Annotated in this window: 20 protein-coding genes; all 20 read right to left on the bottom strand. The window is 52.1% G+C overall.

Translation table 11 applies throughout. The features are described from left to right. Nucleotides 1-38: 38 nt before the first annotated feature. The 20 genes from MKY96_RS31435 to glyA all read right to left on the bottom strand — a co-directional run bounded on the left by MKY96_RS31435 (nucleotide 39) and on the right by glyA (nucleotide 17,754). A complete protein-coding gene (locus MKY96_RS31435; protein WP_340946551.1) occupies nucleotides 39-917 on the bottom strand; it encodes a flagellar hook-basal body protein in 879 nt (292 codons plus the stop codon). Nucleotides 918-966: 49 nt separating this feature from the next. Then, nucleotides 967-1,965: a rod shape-determining protein MreB gene (gene mreB / locus MKY96_RS31430; RefSeq protein WP_036699265.1), complete on the bottom strand. Its 999-nt coding sequence runs from the start codon at nucleotides 1,963-1,965 to the stop codon at nucleotides 967-969. 127 nt (nucleotides 1,966-2,092) lie between these two features. Next, the gene (gene spoIIID / locus MKY96_RS31425) at nucleotides 2,093-2,380 is read right to left on the bottom strand and encodes a sporulation transcriptional regulator SpoIIID (protein WP_019915029.1); all 288 of its coding nucleotides are present in this window, start codon (nucleotides 2,378-2,380) and stop codon (nucleotides 2,093-2,095) included. Nucleotides 2,381-2,601: 221 nt separating this feature from the next. Continuing rightward, nucleotides 2,602-3,339: a M23 family metallopeptidase gene (locus MKY96_RS31420; RefSeq protein ID WP_340946550.1), complete on the bottom strand. Its 738-nt coding sequence runs from the start codon at nucleotides 3,337-3,339 to the stop codon at nucleotides 2,602-2,604. A 61-nt stretch (nucleotides 3,340-3,400) separates the two neighbouring features. Further along, a complete protein-coding gene (gene spoIID, locus MKY96_RS31415) occupies nucleotides 3,401-4,570 on the bottom strand; it encodes a stage II sporulation protein D (protein WP_340946549.1) in 1,170 nt (389 codons plus the stop codon). A gap of 177 nt (nucleotides 4,571-4,747) precedes the next feature. Next, on the bottom strand, nucleotides 4,748-6,124 hold the full coding sequence (murA, locus tag MKY96_RS31410) for a UDP-N-acetylglucosamine 1-carboxyvinyltransferase (RefSeq protein WP_036699206.1): 1,377 nt from the start codon (nucleotides 6,122-6,124) through the stop codon (nucleotides 4,748-4,750). Nucleotides 6,125-6,321: 197 nt separating this feature from the next. Next, nucleotides 6,322-6,579 (bottom strand): DUF1146 family protein, encoded by a 258-nt coding sequence (locus tag MKY96_RS31405; protein ID WP_340946548.1) that lies wholly within the window; start codon nucleotides 6,577-6,579, stop codon nucleotides 6,322-6,324. Between the two features lie 235 nt (nucleotides 6,580-6,814). Then, nucleotides 6,815-7,231 carry a F0F1 ATP synthase subunit epsilon gene (locus MKY96_RS31400; protein WP_036699230.1) on the bottom strand — a complete coding sequence of 139 codons (417 nt, stop codon included), beginning with the start codon at nucleotides 7,229-7,231 and terminating at the stop codon, nucleotides 6,815-6,817. 62 nt (nucleotides 7,232-7,293) lie between these two features. Continuing rightward, nucleotides 7,294-8,691 (bottom strand): F0F1 ATP synthase subunit beta, encoded by a 1,398-nt coding sequence (gene atpD, locus MKY96_RS31395; RefSeq protein ID WP_076084533.1) that lies wholly within the window; start codon nucleotides 8,689-8,691, stop codon nucleotides 7,294-7,296. Nucleotides 8,692-8,744: 53 nt separating this feature from the next. Beyond that, nucleotides 8,745-9,614 carry an ATP synthase F1 subunit gamma gene (gene atpG / locus MKY96_RS31390; protein ID WP_076084536.1) on the bottom strand — a complete coding sequence of 290 codons (870 nt, stop codon included), beginning with the start codon at nucleotides 9,612-9,614 and terminating at the stop codon, nucleotides 8,745-8,747. A 70-nt stretch (nucleotides 9,615-9,684) separates the two neighbouring features. Next, nucleotides 9,685-11,196, bottom strand: a complete 1,512-nt coding sequence (gene atpA, locus MKY96_RS31385; RefSeq protein WP_036721723.1) for a F0F1 ATP synthase subunit alpha — start codon at nucleotides 11,194-11,196, stop codon at nucleotides 9,685-9,687. A gap of 11 nt (nucleotides 11,197-11,207) precedes the next feature. Then, the gene (locus MKY96_RS31380; RefSeq protein WP_340946547.1) at nucleotides 11,208-11,759 is read right to left on the bottom strand and encodes a F0F1 ATP synthase subunit delta; all 552 of its coding nucleotides are present in this window, start codon (nucleotides 11,757-11,759) and stop codon (nucleotides 11,208-11,210) included. Next, nucleotides 11,756-12,244 (bottom strand): F0F1 ATP synthase subunit B, encoded by a 489-nt coding sequence (atpF, locus tag MKY96_RS31375; RefSeq protein ID WP_036721727.1) that lies wholly within the window; start codon nucleotides 12,242-12,244, stop codon nucleotides 11,756-11,758. The genes MKY96_RS31380 and atpF overlap by 4 nt, the downstream gene beginning before the upstream one ends. Before the next feature lie 97 nt (nucleotides 12,245-12,341). Continuing rightward, nucleotides 12,342-12,554: a F0F1 ATP synthase subunit C gene (gene atpE, locus MKY96_RS31370; protein ID WP_036699216.1), complete on the bottom strand. Its 213-nt coding sequence runs from the start codon at nucleotides 12,552-12,554 to the stop codon at nucleotides 12,342-12,344. A 106-nt stretch (nucleotides 12,555-12,660) separates the two neighbouring features. Beyond that, nucleotides 12,661-13,428 (bottom strand): F0F1 ATP synthase subunit A, encoded by a 768-nt coding sequence (atpB, locus tag MKY96_RS31365; protein WP_340946546.1) that lies wholly within the window; start codon nucleotides 13,426-13,428, stop codon nucleotides 12,661-12,663. A 29-nt stretch (nucleotides 13,429-13,457) separates the two neighbouring features. Continuing rightward, entirely contained in the window at nucleotides 13,458-13,835 is a 378-nt protein-coding gene (locus MKY96_RS31360; RefSeq protein ID WP_036699219.1) for an ATP synthase subunit I, read from the bottom strand. Then, nucleotides 13,828-14,061: an ATPase F0F1 gene (locus MKY96_RS31355; protein ID WP_209868447.1), complete on the bottom strand. Its 234-nt coding sequence runs from the start codon at nucleotides 14,059-14,061 to the stop codon at nucleotides 13,828-13,830. The genes MKY96_RS31360 and MKY96_RS31355 overlap by 8 nt, the downstream gene beginning before the upstream one ends. A 164-nt stretch (nucleotides 14,062-14,225) precedes the next feature. Next, a complete protein-coding gene (gene wecB, locus MKY96_RS31350) occupies nucleotides 14,226-15,401 on the bottom strand; it encodes a non-hydrolyzing UDP-N-acetylglucosamine 2-epimerase (protein ID WP_340946544.1) in 1,176 nt (391 codons plus the stop codon). A gap of 64 nt (nucleotides 15,402-15,465) precedes the next feature. Continuing rightward, nucleotides 15,466-16,095 carry a uracil phosphoribosyltransferase gene (gene upp / locus MKY96_RS31345; RefSeq protein ID WP_036721735.1) on the bottom strand — a complete coding sequence of 210 codons (630 nt, stop codon included), beginning with the start codon at nucleotides 16,093-16,095 and terminating at the stop codon, nucleotides 15,466-15,468. Nucleotides 16,096-16,506: 411 nt separating this feature from the next. Next, entirely contained in the window at nucleotides 16,507-17,754 is a 1,248-nt protein-coding gene (glyA, locus tag MKY96_RS31340; RefSeq protein ID WP_340946543.1) for a serine hydroxymethyltransferase, read from the bottom strand. Nucleotides 17,755-17,769: the final 15 nt, after the last annotated feature.

The following is a 17,769-nucleotide window of genomic DNA, read 5'->3' as shown; positions in this document are numbered from 1 at the left end:
TGGCTTACAGCATCAGTGTAATGGTCCATGCAGCCCGGCTATACCCGGCCGACTTCATTCACGGCCTTCTGCAGGCTGCTGTCATAGAACTGGATCACTTTCTGATTCGCTTCATAAGCGCGGTAAGCGGCGTTCATATCCACAGTGACCTGAGTGGCATCCACATTAGAGTTCTCAAGGTAACCCTGCCGTACCTGCAGATTATCCGTTCCATTAGAAAAGCGGATGTCTGCGGCCTCCGCATCATCGGCATGGAAGACCCCGTTGCCGTCACGCACCAGCTCCTGCGGTCTTGTGATGACGCTGATTCCGATCCGGGTGCCTGAAGGCTGTCCGGTAGCATTGTTAATCAGATTGCCCTGCCCGTCCACTGTAAGGTTATCCTGGGGCCCTGTCAACCGCAGCGGATTGCCGTTACTGCCCAGCACTCTGAATCCGCCCGAGCTAAGCACTTCCCCTGTAGGAGCCACGGTAAAGCTTCCGTTACGTGTATATAAATTATTGCCTTCATTATCCTGAACTGTAAAGAACGCCTGGGGCCGGTAAGTAACCTCGCCATCCGGACTGATATATTTACCCGAGCCGTCAAAAGCAAGGTTGGTCCCAGGATTATCGGGGTCCTCGACCTGCAAGTCGGTGGACAGCGCAAAATCTGTGCTTTTGCCGCTCTCAATGAGGTCGCCCTGCAGGTATTGGGAGACGGACTGCTCGGCAAAAACCCCGGTATTGATCCGTCCGACGGGTCTCGCAGCGCCCCCGTTCATCGCGGTGACCAGCACCTCGGGAAAAGCGTGGCTGACACTGTCTACCTGCTTGTACCCCGTAGTATTTAAATTGACCAAGTTCTGCGTCGCCGTATCATGTCTGCGCTGCTGCGTCACCATTCCTGCTGCGGCTGTATATAATCCTCTGAGCATGAGGTCAGTCCCTTCCTGGAATCTGCTGTTCTCCCTTATTATCGGCAGGCTAGAACTTTTTCTTAACCACCTTGTCCAAATGATCCAGCATAATTCCCGTGCCCTTGACTACGCAGTGCATCGGGTCTTCAGCCACCCAGACCGGAACATGCAGCTGTTCAGAGAGCAGCTCGTCCAGTCCGTTAAGCAGGGCGCCTCCGCCAGTCAACACAACTCCACGGTCAATAATATCTGCCGACAGCTCAGGAGGCGTACGCTCCAGCACCGACTTGGCCGCAGCCACAATGGAAGAGACCGGGTCCCACAGCGCTTCCTTCACCTCGCCGGATGAAATGGTAAGGGTCTGGGGCAAGCCGCTCACCATATCACGCCCGCGGATGTCCATCTCTGCCTTCATGCCGCCCGGACGTACCGAGCCGATGGTCACTTTGATATCCTCCGCCGTACGTTCACCGATCAGTAGCTTATATTTCTGTTTAATATATCTTAAAATGGCATCGTCGAACTTGTCCCCTGCGATCTTAATGGAAGAGGCGGTAACGACGTCGCCCATGGACAATACGGCTACATCCGTCGTTCCGCCGCCAATATCGACGACCATATTTCCGCTAGGCTGATAAATGTCCATTCCTGCGCCAATGGCTGCAGCTTTGGGCTCTTCCTCCATGAAGACCTCTTTGGCCCCGCTGCGCTCTGCCGCCTCACGGATGGACTTCGTTTCCACAGAAGTAATATTGGTGGGAGCACAAATCAAAATACGGGGCCGCGAATACCAGGTCCGGCCGCCAACGCTGTCAATAAAGTATTTGAGCATCATTTCCGTAATGGCAAAGTCGGCGATTACCCCGTCACGGAGCGGACGAATCGTCGTAATATTTCCAGGTGTCCGCCCGACCATCCGGCGTGCCTGTTCACCAACCGCAAGGACCCTCTTCGTATCACTTTCAAGTGTGACTACGGAAGGTTCATCCAGAACGACTCCCCTTCCCTTGACATGAATGAGCACGTTGGCTGTGCCGAGATCGATTCCGATATCCTTGCTAAGCATAATGAAAGAGCCCCCAAAGTGTTATTTTAAATGAGAAAAGATGATTGTACCAAATTTAAAAATACCATACTTTAGGGGGTGAGTACAATGGACTAAACCTGAATTATGGCGCGAAAATCCGAAAATCTCATGGCTTTGAGGCTACGGCAACCTCACGCTTCTTACCTGTGGTTTTCTTATATTTAATTTTTGTGGCTTCTCCCCCCCGAAGATGACGGATGGACTTGTGATATTCGAGAATGTGCTTCACCTGATCAGCCAGATCCGGATTGATTTCCGGCAGCCGTTCGGTTAAATCTTTATGCACCGTGCTTTTTGAAACGCCAAATTCCTTGGCTATGGTCCGGACCGTGTGCCTGGTTTCCACGATGCAGCGTCCGATTTTAATGGTACGTTCCTTGATGTAATCGTGCACGCTCCCGCCTCCCAACTGTGAATAGTTTGGTACATTATATGAGGGGCGGGCCTATATATTCGCGCTTTCAGGACATGACAAGCTCAGGAAGGCTCATTTTATTTGTCGGACAACCCAATTCACTGCATTTCATAGCCCTATTCCCACAATAGAACCTGCCGGACTGTCCATTTCAAGTAGAAAAAAAGCAGGAGGCTTCCGCCCCCTGCTGATTATTCGGCTTAGCGCTGCGGAAGCAGATCCGAAGGATTCACAATCTTGCCGTCCTCATGCACTTCAAAGTGCACATGGTTGCCAAGATCCTTCTCCATCTCATTGCGCCCCGCTGTTGCCAGCGTATCGCCCTGCTTCACTTCGTCGCCCTGCTTCACTTTGGTTTCACCCAGACTCTGATAGACCGTCTTCAGATCGCCGGGAGAGGTAATCTCGATTACCTTACCCAATACAGCAACATCTTCCACTCTGGTGACTTCACCGCTGAGCGCCGCCTTCACATCAAACGTCTTGTTGTCCTCACGGGCAATATCAATTCCGGTGTTGGTGACAAAGGTATTGTTGTACTGCACCATCGCCGCAATATGATTCTCTTCCGTGCCGTTCTCATCGTAGTACGGTTTGACCACTTCCACTTCACTCGGGCTTGCTACCGGCCAGACCAGGCTTTCGGCTGATGCGACAACTTCCAGGGCTTCGGGATCACCGTTTGCGGCTCCGGTTTTGCTACCGGCCTCACCTTGGGATACTACCGCGGCGTTGTCCGGATTCAGCGGCTTCTGGCCGGCATCCTGATAGACCCACACCAAGGTTAGTATAAGTGCCGCTGCCGCCGTGTAGACTGCCGGGAATACCCACCGTTTGGATAACAGTCTGCTCCATGAAGAAGGCTTGGCGCCTGAATCTCCCTGCTTGTTTTTGAGAGATTCATCATGGGTTGATTTGATTTTGTCTTGTTCATTCATATGGTTATCACCTCAGTAACCAGTGTTACCGGGCGCTTCGCTTTTATACGTATCTTGCAGATTATTTTTTCAGAAGAGTTGAGATTCCGGTAAAAGAGACCCCGCTGTAGTAGTGTTTGAGAATCTGCGTGGCTGTCTTCCCCTGCTTCGCCATCCCGTTCGCCCCCCACTGGCTCATACCGACACCGTGGCCGTTGCCATACGTGGTGATCTGTACCTTCCCCGCTTGGCGCTTCCAGGTGAACTGGCTCGAGCGCAGCCCCAGCTTCTCTCTCACTTCCCGCCCGGTGAACACCTTCCCACCGATAGAGATCTGTTTGATCCGGTGGCCGGCTGTCAGCGACAGTACCTCCGCTGGCAAGCTGGTAGAGGATTGAGAGGAGACCGGCAGCGCCTTGCCCGAAGCTCCCAGACTGGCTGCTGCCGGAAGGTCCTTGGTTCCAAGGCCCAGCTTGCTGCGCAGCTCCGAATTGCTGAAGGTGTAGCTTACCGCCAGGTTCGGGGTGATCTGCAGCTCCCACGGGCTGGCTACACTGCGCAGATAGGGAACCGCAGCATTCCAGTACTCCTCGGAGTTCTCGGTATAACCTCCGCTGGAGGCGAAGAAGGAAGCCGTGATCGGCTGCCCCTGATAGGTCATGATGGTCCCGCGCGTCTCCAGGACCGCGCGGCGGATCTTCGCCAGTCCGGCGCGTTTGCTGCCGGACGCCCAGTCCCGTTCCAGCACGGCCCGGGATACGTAAGCCTGATGGCTTACCGTATCGCTCACATCCGCTTCGGGAACGGGTACCCCGCTGTGATCGCCGGCGGCCAGACGGCGGGCAATGAACGTGCGGGCCGCTACGGCCTGCGCCTTGAGCGCTTCGAGCTCAAATTCGGCCGGCATCTCGGCCGCCAGTACGCCGCTGACGTATTCCTCCAGCGGCAGGGTCTCTATTTGTCCGCTCCGCGACAAATAGACGGAGACCTCCGGCTGCGGCGCCTCTGCGGCAGCCGGTGCCGGCGCCGCCGGAGCGGCCGTGGCCTGCGGCGGCACGGCCGGGGGCGCCGGCGGCTGTTGTCCCCCGCGCTGCGGGACAACAGCCAGCGGCAGCAGCAGCGCCGCCAGCAGGGGCGCTGCCAGCCAGGCGGCGGGGGCCAGCCGCCGCAGCGGGGGGGCGCCGCGCCGCCGCACGCGCGCTACGCTGCGCGGACGCTTCAGGATGCGGCGCAGGTTGATTAACTCTTTCATCTCTATGGCTCCTTCCGTAAGCACCGGTGATTCTTATAGATATGAATTTGCGGCACCTGCTAGAACGGGATTTTGAGAGAAAGAGAGTTGCGGAATCCCCCGGAACATATAGGTTATATTTTCAAAAAAAAGGACCAGCCGCTTAGCGGCTGGTCCTAATACTTGTAAGAATAACTATTATACCCAAGACGGCTGAATCTGGAAACGGGGTCTGATCTCTTCGGCTTTGGAGGATTCGCTTCTGGCCGGTTCAGGCTTAAGCGCTTCTTCCTTCGCAGCAGGAACAGCCGACTCTTCCATGGAAATCCGCCATATGTCCGCACCAAGTCCTGACAGCTTCTCAGCCAGGTGCACATACCCGCGGTCAATGTGATGCGTTCCGCTAACTTCTGTAGTGCCTTCCGCCACAAGTCCTGCCAAAATAAGCGCAGCTCCTGCACGCAGGTCCGTAGCACATACCTTAGCGCCGACCAGACTGGCATTGCCGGTCACGATTGCAGAACGGCCCTCAATCTTGATCTCCGCATTCATGTTGTGGAATTCATCCACATGCATGAACCGGTTCTCGAAGACAGTCTCTGTCACTACGCTGGTTCCTTCCGAACGGAGCAGCAGCGCCATCATCTGTGACTGCATATCTGTCGGGAATCCCGGGTAAGGTAATGTCTTGAGATCGACAGCCTTCAGCGGCTTGTCGCTGATGACACGGACTCCGTTCTCATCCGGGATAATCGTAACGCCCATTTCCTCCATCTTGGCAATCACCGGACCCAGATGGTCGGCAATAGCTCCCTCAACATACACATCACCGCCCGTAATCGCCGCTGCCGCCATGTAGGTTCCAGCTTCGATCCGGTCAGGAATGACATGATGTCTTACGCCGTGCATACGCTCAACGCCTTCAATCCGGATCACTCCGGTACCGGCTCCGCGTACTATGCCGCCCATCCCGTTCAGGTAATTGGCAAGGTCAACAATCTCCGGCTCTTTCGCGGCGTTCTCAATCACTGTGGTGCCTTCGGCAAGCGCGGCAGCCATCATTATATTTTCGGTCGCTCCTACGCTGGCCACATCCAGGTAAATCTTGGCGCCGCGCAGTCTCCCGTTACTTTTCGCATCAATATAGCCCTGGCCCAGACTAATCTCGGCCCCAAGCGCTTCAAAACCCTTCAAATGCTGGTCAATCGGCCTAGTTCCAATGGCACAACCGCCAGGCAGAGAAATACGAGTATGCCCCATACGGGACAGGAGCGGGCCCATAACCAGGAAAGAAGCCCTCATTTTGCGTACCCATTCATATGGTGCTTCACAGGAAGTAATATTGGTGGCATCTACTTCAATCACATCGTTCTGGTATGTAATACCTGCACCCAGAGATTCCAATACCTTGTTAATCGTCATTACATCGTCTAACGGAGGTGCGTCCACAATGACGCTGACTCCTTCTTCTGCCAATAGAGAGGCGGCTATGATCGGTAGTACGGAATTTTTTGCGCCGCTGACTTTCACGCTCCCGGTCAATCTGTTGCCACCGCGGACGATAAATTTGCTCATTTCGGTTTCCCTCCGCGTCCATTATTTCTGAAATTAATTTTGAGGTTAAAATTCGTCTGTTAAGATATTGAATATTCCGCCATTGCGTCTTAGGTGCAGATTCCTTGCTTAACTTCAGTGTTGACATAATAAAACCTTATTATTCGACACTTTTTTCACTGCATCAGCCTATACAGATATAACCAAAGCTGCTGCCGTTAAAACATCCGTCCTATAAGTCCGCTCCAGCCCAGATAATCAAGCAGGAACCCGGCCACGAAGTGACCTAGAACAATCGCCAAGAGCAGGTGCAGCAGTCTGCCCTGAGGGCTCTTGGGATATCTTATGACCAAATCCAGCTTAAGGTTCTGAAGTGACCACCAGGATAATGCAACGCAAATCAAAGAAACAACCATCGAAATCATATTGCTGGTGCCGATTGCACCCGACAACTCAGCGGATAAACGTGTGTTCATATTAGCCCCCTGTGTTAGGTACTCGGAAATCGACTCTTATATCATACTTGTGCAGGGGAAAAGAATCCAGTACTTTTACGAAATTTTAAACAATTGGGTCTTTATATGCAGATCTGATGACGATATGTTCATACTCTGCTAGATTCGTGCAAGCAACATCACCCTTGCGGGGGACCAAAAACATATAAATTCTTTCAAAAAAAGCAGTCAAGCCCAGGGCTTGACCGCTTATCTGCTACTGTTGTCCTTTGCCGGTCGAAACTTTGATCCGCGTTACAGCACGCTGCAATGCCAGCTCCGCACGGCGGTGATCGATCTCATCCTGCTTGCTTTGCAGCTTAAGGCGGCGCTCAGCCCGCTCCTTAGCCGCTTCAGCGCGTTCCACATCAATATCCCGGGGCAGCTCAGCACTTTCAGCCAGCACCGTTACCTTATCTTTGTGCACTTCAACGAAGCCGCCATGCACAGCGATGGAGACTGTAACGCCGTCCGCCTTAACGCTAAGCGGAGCAACCTGAAGCGGGGTGACGAGCGGAATATGTCCCGGGAGAATCCCCAGTTCACCATTCACGCCGCGTACCGTCAGACTGTTCACTTGCTTGGAGTAGACCAGATGCTCCGGAGTAACTATTTCGAGCAAAAAGGTATTCACTTCCATTCCTCCTCAAAGCTTTACAGAATAAAGCCCGATCCCCCAGCATAGCATGCTTAGGGTTACAACGTTTTCGCTTTTTCCACGGCTTCTTCAATCGTGCCTACGAACAGGAACGCTACTTCCGGAAGATCATCGTGCTTACCTTCCAGGATTTCCTTGAAGCTGCGTACGGTTTCTTTGATCGGCACGTATTTGCCCTTGAAGCCGGTGAACTGCTCTGCTACGTGGAACGGCTGGGACAGGAAGCGCTCAACCTTACGGGCGCGGGCTACAATGACCTTATCCTCTTCACTCAGCTCATCCATACCGAGGATGGCAATGATATCCTGAAGCTCGGTATAACGCTGCAGCAGCTGCTTAACGCCTTGTGCCACGTTATAGTGCTCTTCGCCGACGATTTCCGGTGCCAGCATCCGCGAGCTGGAAGCCAGCGGGTCAACCGCAGGGAAAATCCCTTTTTCGGAGATTTTACGCTCCAGGTTGGTCGTTGCATCCAAGTGGGCAAACGCCGTAGCCGGTGCAGGGTCAGTATAGTCATCCGCAGGCACGTATATCGCCTGGATGGATGTAACAGAGCCTTTCTTCGTGGACGTAATCCGTTCCTGCAGCTGACCCATTTCTGTAGCCAGTGTAGGTTGGTAACCTACCGCAGAAGGCATCCGGCCGAGCAGGGCCGATACTTCGGAACCCGCCTGGGTGAAGCGGAAGATGTTATCGATAAAGAGCAGCGTATCGCGGCCTTCCACATCACGGAAATATTCCGCCATGGTCAGACCGGTCAGTGCTACGCGCAGACGCGCGCCCGGAGGCTCATTCATTTGTCCGAAGACCATCGCCGTTTTCTTGATAACGCCGGAATCGGTCATTTCGTGATAGAGGTCATTCCCCTCACGTGTCCGCTCGCCAACGCCGGCGAATACGGAGATCCCGCCGTGCTCCTGTGCGATGTTGTTGATCAATTCCTGAATGGTTACTGTTTTACCTACGCCGGCACCGCCGAACAGGCCGATTTTACCGCCCTTGGCATAAGGGGCCAGCAAGTCGATAACCTTAATCCCGGTCTCCAGAACCTCTGCCTGAGTTGACAACTCATCAAAGGTAGGAGCGAGACGGTGAATCGGGTTTCTTGCTGCCACCACTTCAGCACCGTTATCGATTGGATTGCCAAGTACGTTAAATACGCGGCCCAGTGTTGCTTCACCGACAGGAACCGAGATCGGCACTCCCTGGTCAATAGCGTCAATCCCGCGAACCAGTCCATCTGTGGAGGACATGGCGATACAACGCACCAGGTTATCTCCAAGATGATTGGAAACTTCAAGAGTCAGATCCATGCTGCGGCCATCGCTGAGGCTCGCAACAATTTTGATGGCGTTGAATATCTGGGGCAACTGGCCGCGTTCAAATTCAATATCGACAACCGGACCCATAATGCTCACAACGCGTCCTTTGTTCATCTTCATTTCCCTCCTCGAAAGCTGTTACATATGGACCTTGAGGCCCACTCATATTAAGACTGCGCGTTCGCACCAGCCACGATCTCGGTAATTTCTTGCGTAATGGCCGCCTGACGGGCACGGTTGTACGTAAGTCTAAGTTCTCCGATCATTTTTGACGCGTTCTTCGTTGCACTGCCCATCGCTGTCATCTTGGCTCCCAGCTCGCTGGCCTTGCCGTTCAGAAGAGCACCATAGATTAAAGTTTCGGCATATTTCGGAAGCAGAACCTCCAGCACGCCTGCAGGTGAAGGCTCATATTCATAAGCAGCAGATGCTCCGTGATGCCCGCCTTCCCCAACGCCTTCCATAGGCAGAAGTCTGTCTACAGTCGGAACCTGGCTGATCGCATTAACGAACCGGTTGTAGCAAATGTAGATCTCATCATAGACGCCTGTCTCGAACTGGTTAACCGCCGAATAGGCAATCGACTTGATGTCGGCAAATTTCGGGGTATCGGACAGCTCGGTGATTTCTTCTACAATGGGATATTCACGGCGCCGCAAAAAGTCACGGCCTTTGCGCCCGATCACAAACAGCGCATACTCATCCTTGGACTTATGGCGTTCTGCGATCAGCATCGTTACTTTACGCAGAATGTTCGCATTGTAGCCGCCGGCAAGCCCTCTGTCCGAGGTGATGATCAGATAACCTGTTTTTTTGACAGGCCGGCTGACCAGCATCGGGTGCTGGAGATCCTGTGTGCCGGCAGCAATACTCGAGACGACCTCTTTCAGCTTCTCTGAATACGGACGGGCTGCTTCCGCCTTCTCCTGCGCCTTGCGCAGCTTGGATGCAGCGACCATCTCCATCGCTTTGGTGATCTGTCTGGTGTTCTGAACGCTCTTAATTTGACGTTTAATATCGCGCATGCTTCTTGCCATGATTTCACCACCTCTGAGCTTTGACGTAGTCAAAGCTAACTTCGTAAGCATAAACGGTAGACTCTATATATTAGCTTGTAGCAAAGCCTCTTTTGAATTTCTCGATGGCATCCTTAAGCGCAGCTTCGTTGTCTGCTGTCAGATCCTTGGTATCCGCGATGGATTTCAGGATTTCAGTTGCACTGCTGTCGATAAAGGCCAGGAATTCCTTCTCGAAACGCTTAACGTCCTTGACAGGAATATCATCCAGATGTCCTTTGACAGCGGTGTACAGACTAAGCACTTGATGCTCAACGCTAAGCGGCTGGTTCACGCCCTGCTTCAGAATCTCCATCATACGCGCGCCGCGGTTCAGACGGGCCTGCGTTGATTTGTCCAGATCGGAGCCGAACTGGGAGAAGGCTTGAAGCTCACGGTATTGAGCCAGATCCAGACGCAGGGAACCGGCGACCTTCTTCATGGCTTTGATCTGTGCGGAGCCCCCTACACGGGATACGGAGATACCTACGTTGATTGCCGGACGCTGGCCGGAGTTGAACAAGTCGGATTCAAGGAAGATTTGGCCGTCTGTGATCGAAATTACGTTCGTTGGAATGTAAGCCGATACGTCAGAAGCCTGTGTTTCGATGAATGGCAGCGCGGTTAATGAACCACCACCAAGCGCATCGCTAAGCTTGGCCGCACGTTCCAGCAGACGGGAGTGCAGATAGAATACATCACCAGGGAAGGCTTCACGGCCCGGTGGACGGCGGAGCAGCAGGGACAATTCGCGGTAAGCCGAAGCCTGCTTCGAAAGGTCATCATAGATTACAAGCACATGCTCGCCCTTGTACATGAAGTATTCGCCCATAGCGCAGCCTGCGTACGGAGCAATATAGAGCAGCGGAGAAGGCTCGGAAGCCGACGCGGTTACAACGATAGTGTAATCCAGCGCGCCATGACGGCGGAGGGTTTCTACTACCTGTGCTACAGTAGATTGTTTTTGTCCGATAGCAACATAGATACACTTCATCCCGTTGCCCTTCTGGTTGATAATCGCATCAATTGCGATTGCTGTCTTACCTGTCTGACGGTCACCAATGATGAGCTCGCGTTGTCCGCGGCCGATTGGCACCATGGCATCGATTGCTTTTAGACCCGTCTGCATCGGTTCGTGTACCGACTTACGGTCGATAACCCCCGGTGCGTTATGTTCAACCGGACGGAATTCTGTAGTAGCGATCGGTCCCTTGCCGTCAAGCGGCTGGCCCAGTGCATTCACTACGCGGCCCAGCATGGCTTCGCCAACCGGAACCTGCATGATCTGGCCGGTACGTTTAACCTGATCGCCTTCGCGGATCTCTTTGTATTCACCCAGAATAACAACACCGACGTTGCTTTCTTCCAGGTTAAGCGCCATGCCCACTACCCCGTTGGAGAACTCCAGCAGTTCCCCTGCCATTGCGTTTTCCAGACCGTAGACACGGGCGATACCGTCGCCGACTTGAATGACGGTGCCAATTTCGGCCACTTCGATATCGGCTTTATATTGCTCAATTTGACTTTTGATCAAAGTGCTGATCTCTTCAGGTCTGATGCCCAATATCCTCACCCCTATCTTCTTTGCTTATCATTAAAGGATTTCTCAAGACGCGTAAGCTTACCGGACAGACTTCCGTCATACAGCGTATCGCCGATGACGACCTTCAGTCCGCCGAGCAGGCTTGTATCGACCACATTGGTTACACGAATCTTACGGCCAGTAAGCTGGCTGAATTCAGCCGCAACACTATCCTGTTCAGCTTGATTCAGGGAATAAGCGGAATAGACAGTAGCGTAGCCAATGCCAAGAGCATCCCCTTCAATCTTGATATACTTGGCAAGCAACTCTTCGAAAATATCGGTTCTGCCCCGCTCTACCAATAGCTCTACCGTGTTCATAACCGCTTCCGAGACTTTACCTTGAAGTGTCACGCGCAGCACATTCAGCTTGTCGGATTGCGAAATGCGGGGTGCCAGGATAAACCGTTTCACCTCTGCATCATTATGAAGCACTTCGACCACTAATTTGAGCTGTTCCTCCACTTGAAGCGTAATGCCTTCATCCACCGCTACACTGTACAAGGCTTTGGCATAGCGCCCGGCAACTACCGTGTCGCGGCTCATGATCGGCCTCCTACCTCTTTGAGGTATTGATCAACAAGCTGTTCCTGCTCGCCGTCAGCTGCAACTTCCTTCTCAAGCAGCTTCGAGGCAATGCGGACCGAGGCTGTGCCCAGCTCGCTGCGCAGCGCTTCTACCGCTTTGTTCTTCTCGTTCTCAATGTCACGGACCGCTTCGTCTTTCAGACGGCTCGCTTCCACATGGGCCTGCTCAAGAATCTTGTCAACCTGGTTGTTGCTGGTAGCCTGGGACTGCTGAATGATAGCCTGTGCCTCTTGGCGTGCCTGCTGCAGGGCCTGCTTCTGCTCTTCTACATAAGCGACCGCCTGCTCTCTGGTCTTGGCTGCTTCATCCATTTGCTGCAGCACCATTTCGCGGCGCTTCTCCATAATTCCGAACAGCTTGCTGAAGGCAAATTTGCTGAGCAGGAAGTATAGAATTACAAAAGCAGCAATAGAAAACACTATATTGGTCCAAATGATATCCACTGAGGTCACTCCCTTCCGTTACCGCGGCTTGCGGACATATACAAAAGTAAGGCGCGGATGGCACTTGCCCTCCCCGCCAAACCGTAAAAACGGTTTATTAAGTAAACATGATCAGGAACGCGATAACTGTAGCGGCCAAAGGAATAACTTCCACGATACCTACACCGATAAACATTGTTGTCTGCAGTGCGTTACGTGCTTCCGGCTGACGGGCGATAGATTCCACTGTCTTGCTGACGATCATACCGTTACCCAGACCTGCGCCGAGTGCGCCCAAACCAACCGCGATTGCTGCTGCTAAAAATTCCATTTGTAAATATCCTCCTTTAATTTCGGTTCTTTTTGTAATGTCTTAATAATATAAAATCTCCCGCGAAGAGTGTTCCGGCGGCTGCCGCTATCCTCACGGCAGCTTATTAATGCGCTTCTTCCTCGTGGATCGTCATCTGTGCGATGTAGACCATCGTCAGAATCGTAAAGATAAAGGCCTGAAGCGCCCCGACAAAGATACTGAAGCCCTGCCAGATGGCCAGGAACGGAATACTGAACAGTCCCAGCTTCAGAATGACGGTAATAAGAACCTCGCCTGCAAAGATGTTAGCGAATAGACGAATGGCCAGCGCCACCGGCTTCGCCAGGTTCTCAATGATGTTCAGCGGCAAGAAAATTGGAAACGGCTCAATATAATGTTTGAAATAATGCTTGCCGTTCAGCTTGATGCCCAGGTAGTTCATGAGTACAAACACAACGATCGCAAGTCCTGCGGTTACGTTGATATCTGCAGTCGGCGATTTGTACCACAGAATCTCAGCATGCGCGCCATCGGTCAGGTTTTTGGTCGCTTCAATAACATGTCCAAAAATGTAGACCGGTTCATGCGCTTCTGTAATGAAGGAAAACGGCAGACCAAGGAGATTGGAGACGAAGATAAACAGTATCAGCGTCAATCCCAGTGATATGTAAGGCTTTCCCTTCTTCAAATCCATGGCGCTGCTGATCAGTCCCTGTACAAATTCGACCACCCATTCCATAAAATTCTGGAGCTTGGATGGATTCTCAACCGACAGGTTGCGGACGGACAGCATGACCAGTACGAACACAATCACCGAGCTGATTACCAGCATCAGCACAGCAGACAGGTCAATCGGTATTCCGCCAACATAGATTAAAGGCATTTCGTGCATTGTATCATCCCCCTTTCTCGTTAGTATGGCTACAGCTTATTCTTGATTCCTAGATATATCCCCACGGGAATAGCCAGAAGCTGGGGGATGAACAGGCCGATAATCGTTGCCTCCAGCGAGAAATGCTCATATTTGACTGAGAACATGGTCACCAGAATTCCAAAACTGATTCTTGTAGCAAAACCAAGGCTGAAGGAGCTTTTCCCTTGCTTCGCCACCGCTGCTGTCACTCTTCTGACCTTAAGGGCCAGATAACGGAAATTAACCAGTCCTGCCAGCAAGCCGAGTGTCATTCCCAGAGTAACTGCACGGGTCTCATGATGGAGAGCCCACCCCATTACCAATCCTGCCATAATGATTACTGTCACCCTGGTGACGATATTGATTACGGGAGTCATATTATCCATTTTGCTCCCCCAAAAAATTTTTGATTAGCAAAGCAACATTCACAACTCCGAGAATCAACCCGGTAATTGTTCCGATAGCCAGCCAAAAGGCAGGTCCGTCCATCAGATTGCGCAGCCACTTTGCCACAAAAAAGCCTATTACAATGTAAGCGGCGAGCAAGCTGCCCGCACCCCCGAGTACTAGAGCCGTACGCCCCAGTCCAGGCTCATTCTTTGGTTCCTTCATAGGCTACAATCCCAACTAATTTTACTGAATATCCAGACTCTTTGTCAATTCACAGAAAATTGCCCAAAATCGCATGAAAATATGAAAATAATCACAGCAAAATACACCAAAACCATATAAACCGTACAGTTTAACTGTATGCTGCTTTTATTAACGTTAGTATATTAGTTGTCTTGCCCTGTTTTATCATTTGTGAACATTGTGTGAAATTCTTCCGGACGTTCTTGAACAGCTCCGAAATGGTGCAAAATCGCATTGACAATCCTCTCGGAGGCTTTGCCGTCTCCATACGGGTTGGCGGCCCGGCTCATCGACTGATACAGGTTCTGATCGGTCAAAAGAGCATGTGTCCGTTGATACACCTTCTCCTCGTCCGTTCCCACAAGCTCCAGTGTTCCGGCCTCGATCCCTTCCGGGCGCTCGGTTGTATCACGCAGCACAAGCACAGGAACTCCAAAGGAGGGAGCTTCCTCCTGCAGGCCGCCGGAATCGGTCAATATCAGGTGGGTATGCGGATAAAAGTTATGCAGGTCAACGACATCCAGCGGATCAATCAGCTTGATTCTAGGGTGTCCGCCGAGGATCTCATGCGCCGGTTCCTTGACTGCCGGACTCGGGTGCACAGGATACACAATGGCTACATCTTCAAATTCATCAGCGATTCTTTTGACTGCACGGAAAATATGACGGTGCGGTTCGCCTTGGGATTCTCTGCGGTGCGCCGTCATCAAAATAAGTCTTTTTCCTGAAGCAAAATCAAGGACCGGATGCCGGTAGTCCGGCTGTACGGTATATTGAAACACATCAGTTACGGTATTGCCTGTGATATAAATACTTGATTCTTTTTTGTTCTCGTGTCTCAGGTTGCCCGCTGACCAATGAGTCGGAGCAAAATGCAGATCAGCAAGCACGCCTGTCAGCTGACGGTTCATTTCTTCCGGATAAGGCGAAAGCTTGTTCCATGTCCGAAGACCTGCTTCCACATGCCCAACCTGAATCTGCTGCAGGAAAGACGCATAGCTGGCCAGGAAGGTGGTCAGGGTGTCGCCATGTACAAGCACGAGGTCCGGCTTCACTTCGCGGAGCACCGGCTCCAGGCCTTCGAGCACCCGGATCGTGATCTCATTGAGCGTCTGGCGGTCCTTCATTACGTCCAGATCATAATCCGGGGTAATCTTGAACACCTCAAGCACCTGATCCAGCAGCTCCCGGTGCTGCGCAGTTACACAAACAATCGATTCAATCTGCTCAGGATGTCTGTTCAGCTCCAGAACCAGAGGCGCCATCTTGATTGCCTCGGGGCGCACTCCGAAAATCGTCATTACTTTAATTTTGGACATAAGCCCTTCCCTCTCTTCTGAAAACTGCAGTCTATTGTGTTCGTTCTATTATTATCTGTGCTTCTTACTTGGTTCCGTACAGTCTGTCCCCGGCATCTCCGAGTCCCGGAACGATATATCCGTGATCATTCAAATGATCGTCAAGCGCCGCAACATAGATATCCACATCCGGATGAGCAGCTTGTACAGCCGCAACACCTTCCGGGGCAGCAATCAGGTTCATCATCTTGATCTGGGTGCAGCCGCGGTTCTTGAGCGAGGTAATTGCCGCAATGGCAGAGCCGCCTGTAGCCAGCATAGGATCGATTACGATCAGCTCACGTTCCTGGACATCCGTAGGAAGCTTAATGTAGTACTCCACCGGCTGCAGGGTGTCCGGATCACGGAACAGGCCTACATGACCTACCTTCGCCGCAGGAAGCAGCTTAAGAACACCTTCCAGCATGCCAAGACCGGCGCGCAGAATCGGAATCAGTCCAAGCATTCTTCCCGAAATCACCTTACTCTGCGTTTCCTGCACTGGCGTCTGCACCGTAATGGTCTCCAGCGGGATATCACGTGTAATCTCATAAGCCATAAGTGTTGCTACTTCATCGACATGCTCCCTGAAGTCTTTTGTGTTGGTCCGCACATCGCGAATGAATGTCAATTTGTGCTGAATCAATGGATGATCGCAAATCACCAATTTTCCCATGTTGTCCCTCCGGTAATTGTAAGTCTTATTTATAGCCAAAGTAAGCGCTGTGCTTCTCAGGTGGCTAAATCCTATCTATTATATCATCACCAAGGCCGCTTTTCACCTACAGATAGACAAATCCGCAGGTCCCCCCGCTTACTGGAAATTCCCAGCCCATGGAAGCTTAAGGCAATATAGCCACCTCTCTGGATATAAAACAAAGTTTAGTTTGTACGATTAAGCGCTTTTAATACTATTCACAGTTCTTTCACTACTTTTATTGAAAATTCCATGAACTTTCATGTAACTTTCAGTATAATTCACACGTTTTCGCGGCAGCCATTTGTGAACATTATGTAACAGCAAAAAAAGCCCTTGCGTAAATCCGGCGGAACCGGATACGCAAAGGCGATGTTAGAGGGACTCAGATTAATACTGCAATCCAGGGTAAATCGGATATTGTTCAGTCAGCTTAGCTACCTCACGGGCTGCCTGGGTCAAGTGAGCTTCATCCTGCGGGTTCTTCAGGACACCTGCAATAATCTGGCCGATCGTAACCATAGCCTGCTCATCCATTCCGCGTGACGTAACTGCCGGTGTACCGATGCGGATACCGCTGGTGACGAACGGGCTGGTCGGGTCAAACGGAATTGCGTTCTTGTTGACTGTAATTCCGATGGAGTCGAGCACCTTCTCAGCATCCTTGCCGGTAATGTTCAGGTTGCGGGTATCGAGCAGGATCAGATGGTTATCGGTTCCGCCGGATACAATATTAATCCCTTCGCCGACAAGGGTCTCCGCCAGCACCTTGGCATTCTTAATTACGCTCTCGGCATAAGTCTTGAATGAAGGCTGCAGCGCTTCGCCGAACGATACGGCTTTGGACGCAATCACATGCATCAAAGGTCCGCCCTGGGAACCAGGGAAGACCGCTTTATCAATAGCGGCAGCCCATGGCTGTCTGCACAGAATCATCCCGCCGCGCGGACCGCGCAGGGTTTTGTGCGTAGTTGTAGTGACGAAGTGGGCATGAGGAACCGGATTCGGGTGAAGACCGGCAGCTACCAGACCGGCAATATGAGCCATATCGACCATGAACAGAGCGCCCACATCATTTGCAATCGAACCGAGTGCAGCAAAATCAATCGTACGCGGATACGCGCTCGCACCGGCAACGATCATTTTGGGACGGTGCTTGAAGGCGGCTTTGCGCACTTCATCATAATCGATCAGGAAGGAATCCTCCTGTACGCCATAGGCCACGAAGTTATACAGAATTCCGGAAGCATTCACCGGGCTACCGTGGGTCAAATGGCCGCCATGCGCCAGATTCATACCGAGAACGGTATCGCCGGGCTTGAGCGCAGCCAGATATACAGCCATATTAGCCTGTGCGCCTGAATGAGGCTGCACGTTGGCATGCTCGGCACCGAACAGCTCCTTGGCACGGTCACGGGCCAGGTTCTCTACGATATCCACATCTTCACAGCCGCCGTAGTAACGCTTGCCGGGATAACCTTCGGCGTATTTGTTCGTAAGCACGGAGCCCATGGCCTCCATGACGGCTTCACTTACAATATTCTCTGAGGCAATAAGTTCAATGTTCGCACGCTGACGGCTCAGTTCGAGGCCCATCGCTTCCAGTACTGCCGGGTCACTTTTACGCAATTGTTCCATGTTTCTAATTTCCTC

Origin of the sequence: Paenibacillus sp. FSL R7-0302 (genome assembly GCF_038006885.1) — a bacterium.
Taxonomy (GTDB): domain Bacteria; phylum Bacillota; class Bacilli; order Paenibacillales; family Paenibacillaceae; genus Paenibacillus_AQ.
Note: the sequence above shows the minus strand (reverse complement) of the source record. Positions and strands in the feature narration are given on the sequence as shown.

What these genes read in the sequence shown, in the direction of transcription:
- glyA (WP_340946543.1), bottom strand. Translation starts at nt 17,754, where the DNA reads ATGGAACAATTGCGTAAAAGTGACCCGGCAGTACTGGAAGCGATGGGC.
- MKY96_RS31405 (WP_340946548.1), bottom strand. Translation starts at nt 6,579, where the DNA reads ATGAACACACGTTTATCCGCTGAGTTGTCGGGTGCAATCGGCACCAGC.
- wecB (WP_340946544.1), bottom strand. Translation starts at nt 15,401, where the DNA reads ATGTCCAAAATTAAAGTAATGACGATTTTCGGAGTGCGCCCCGAGGCA.
- MKY96_RS31435 (WP_340946551.1), bottom strand. Translation starts at nt 917, where the DNA reads ATGCTCAGAGGATTATATACAGCCGCAGCAGGAATGGTGACGCAGCAG.
- atpE (WP_036699216.1), bottom strand. Translation starts at nt 12,554, where the DNA reads ATGGAATTTTTAGCAGCAGCAATCGCGGTTGGTTTGGGCGCACTCGGC.
- MKY96_RS31360 (WP_036699219.1), bottom strand. Translation starts at nt 13,835, where the DNA reads ATGGATAATATGACTCCCGTAATCAATATCGTCACCAGGGTGACAGTA.
- spoIID (WP_340946549.1), bottom strand. Translation starts at nt 4,570, where the DNA reads ATGAAAGAGTTAATCAACCTGCGCCGCATCCTGAAGCGTCCGCGCAGC.
- mreB (WP_036699265.1), bottom strand. Translation starts at nt 1,965, where the DNA reads ATGCTTAGCAAGGATATCGGAATCGATCTCGGCACAGCCAACGTGCTC.
- MKY96_RS31420 (WP_340946550.1), bottom strand. Translation starts at nt 3,339, where the DNA reads ATGAATGAACAAGACAAAATCAAATCAACCCATGATGAATCTCTCAAA.
- atpG (WP_076084536.1), bottom strand. Translation starts at nt 9,614, where the DNA reads ATGGCAAGAAGCATGCGCGATATTAAACGTCAAATTAAGAGCGTTCAG.
- atpD (WP_076084533.1), bottom strand. Translation starts at nt 8,691, where the DNA reads ATGAACAAAGGACGCGTTGTGAGCATTATGGGTCCGGTTGTCGATATT.
- MKY96_RS31355 (WP_209868447.1), bottom strand. Translation starts at nt 14,061, where the DNA reads ATGAAGGAACCAAAGAATGAGCCTGGACTGGGGCGTACGGCTCTAGTA.
- murA (WP_036699206.1), bottom strand. Translation starts at nt 6,124, where the DNA reads ATGAGCAAATTTATCGTCCGCGGTGGCAACAGATTGACCGGGAGCGTG.
- MKY96_RS31380 (WP_340946547.1), bottom strand. Translation starts at nt 11,759, where the DNA reads ATGAGCCGCGACACGGTAGTTGCCGGGCGCTATGCCAAAGCCTTGTAC.
- upp (WP_036721735.1), bottom strand. Translation starts at nt 16,095, where the DNA reads ATGGGAAAATTGGTGATTTGCGATCATCCATTGATTCAGCACAAATTG.
- atpB (WP_340946546.1), bottom strand. Translation starts at nt 13,428, where the DNA reads ATGCACGAAATGCCTTTAATCTATGTTGGCGGAATACCGATTGACCTG.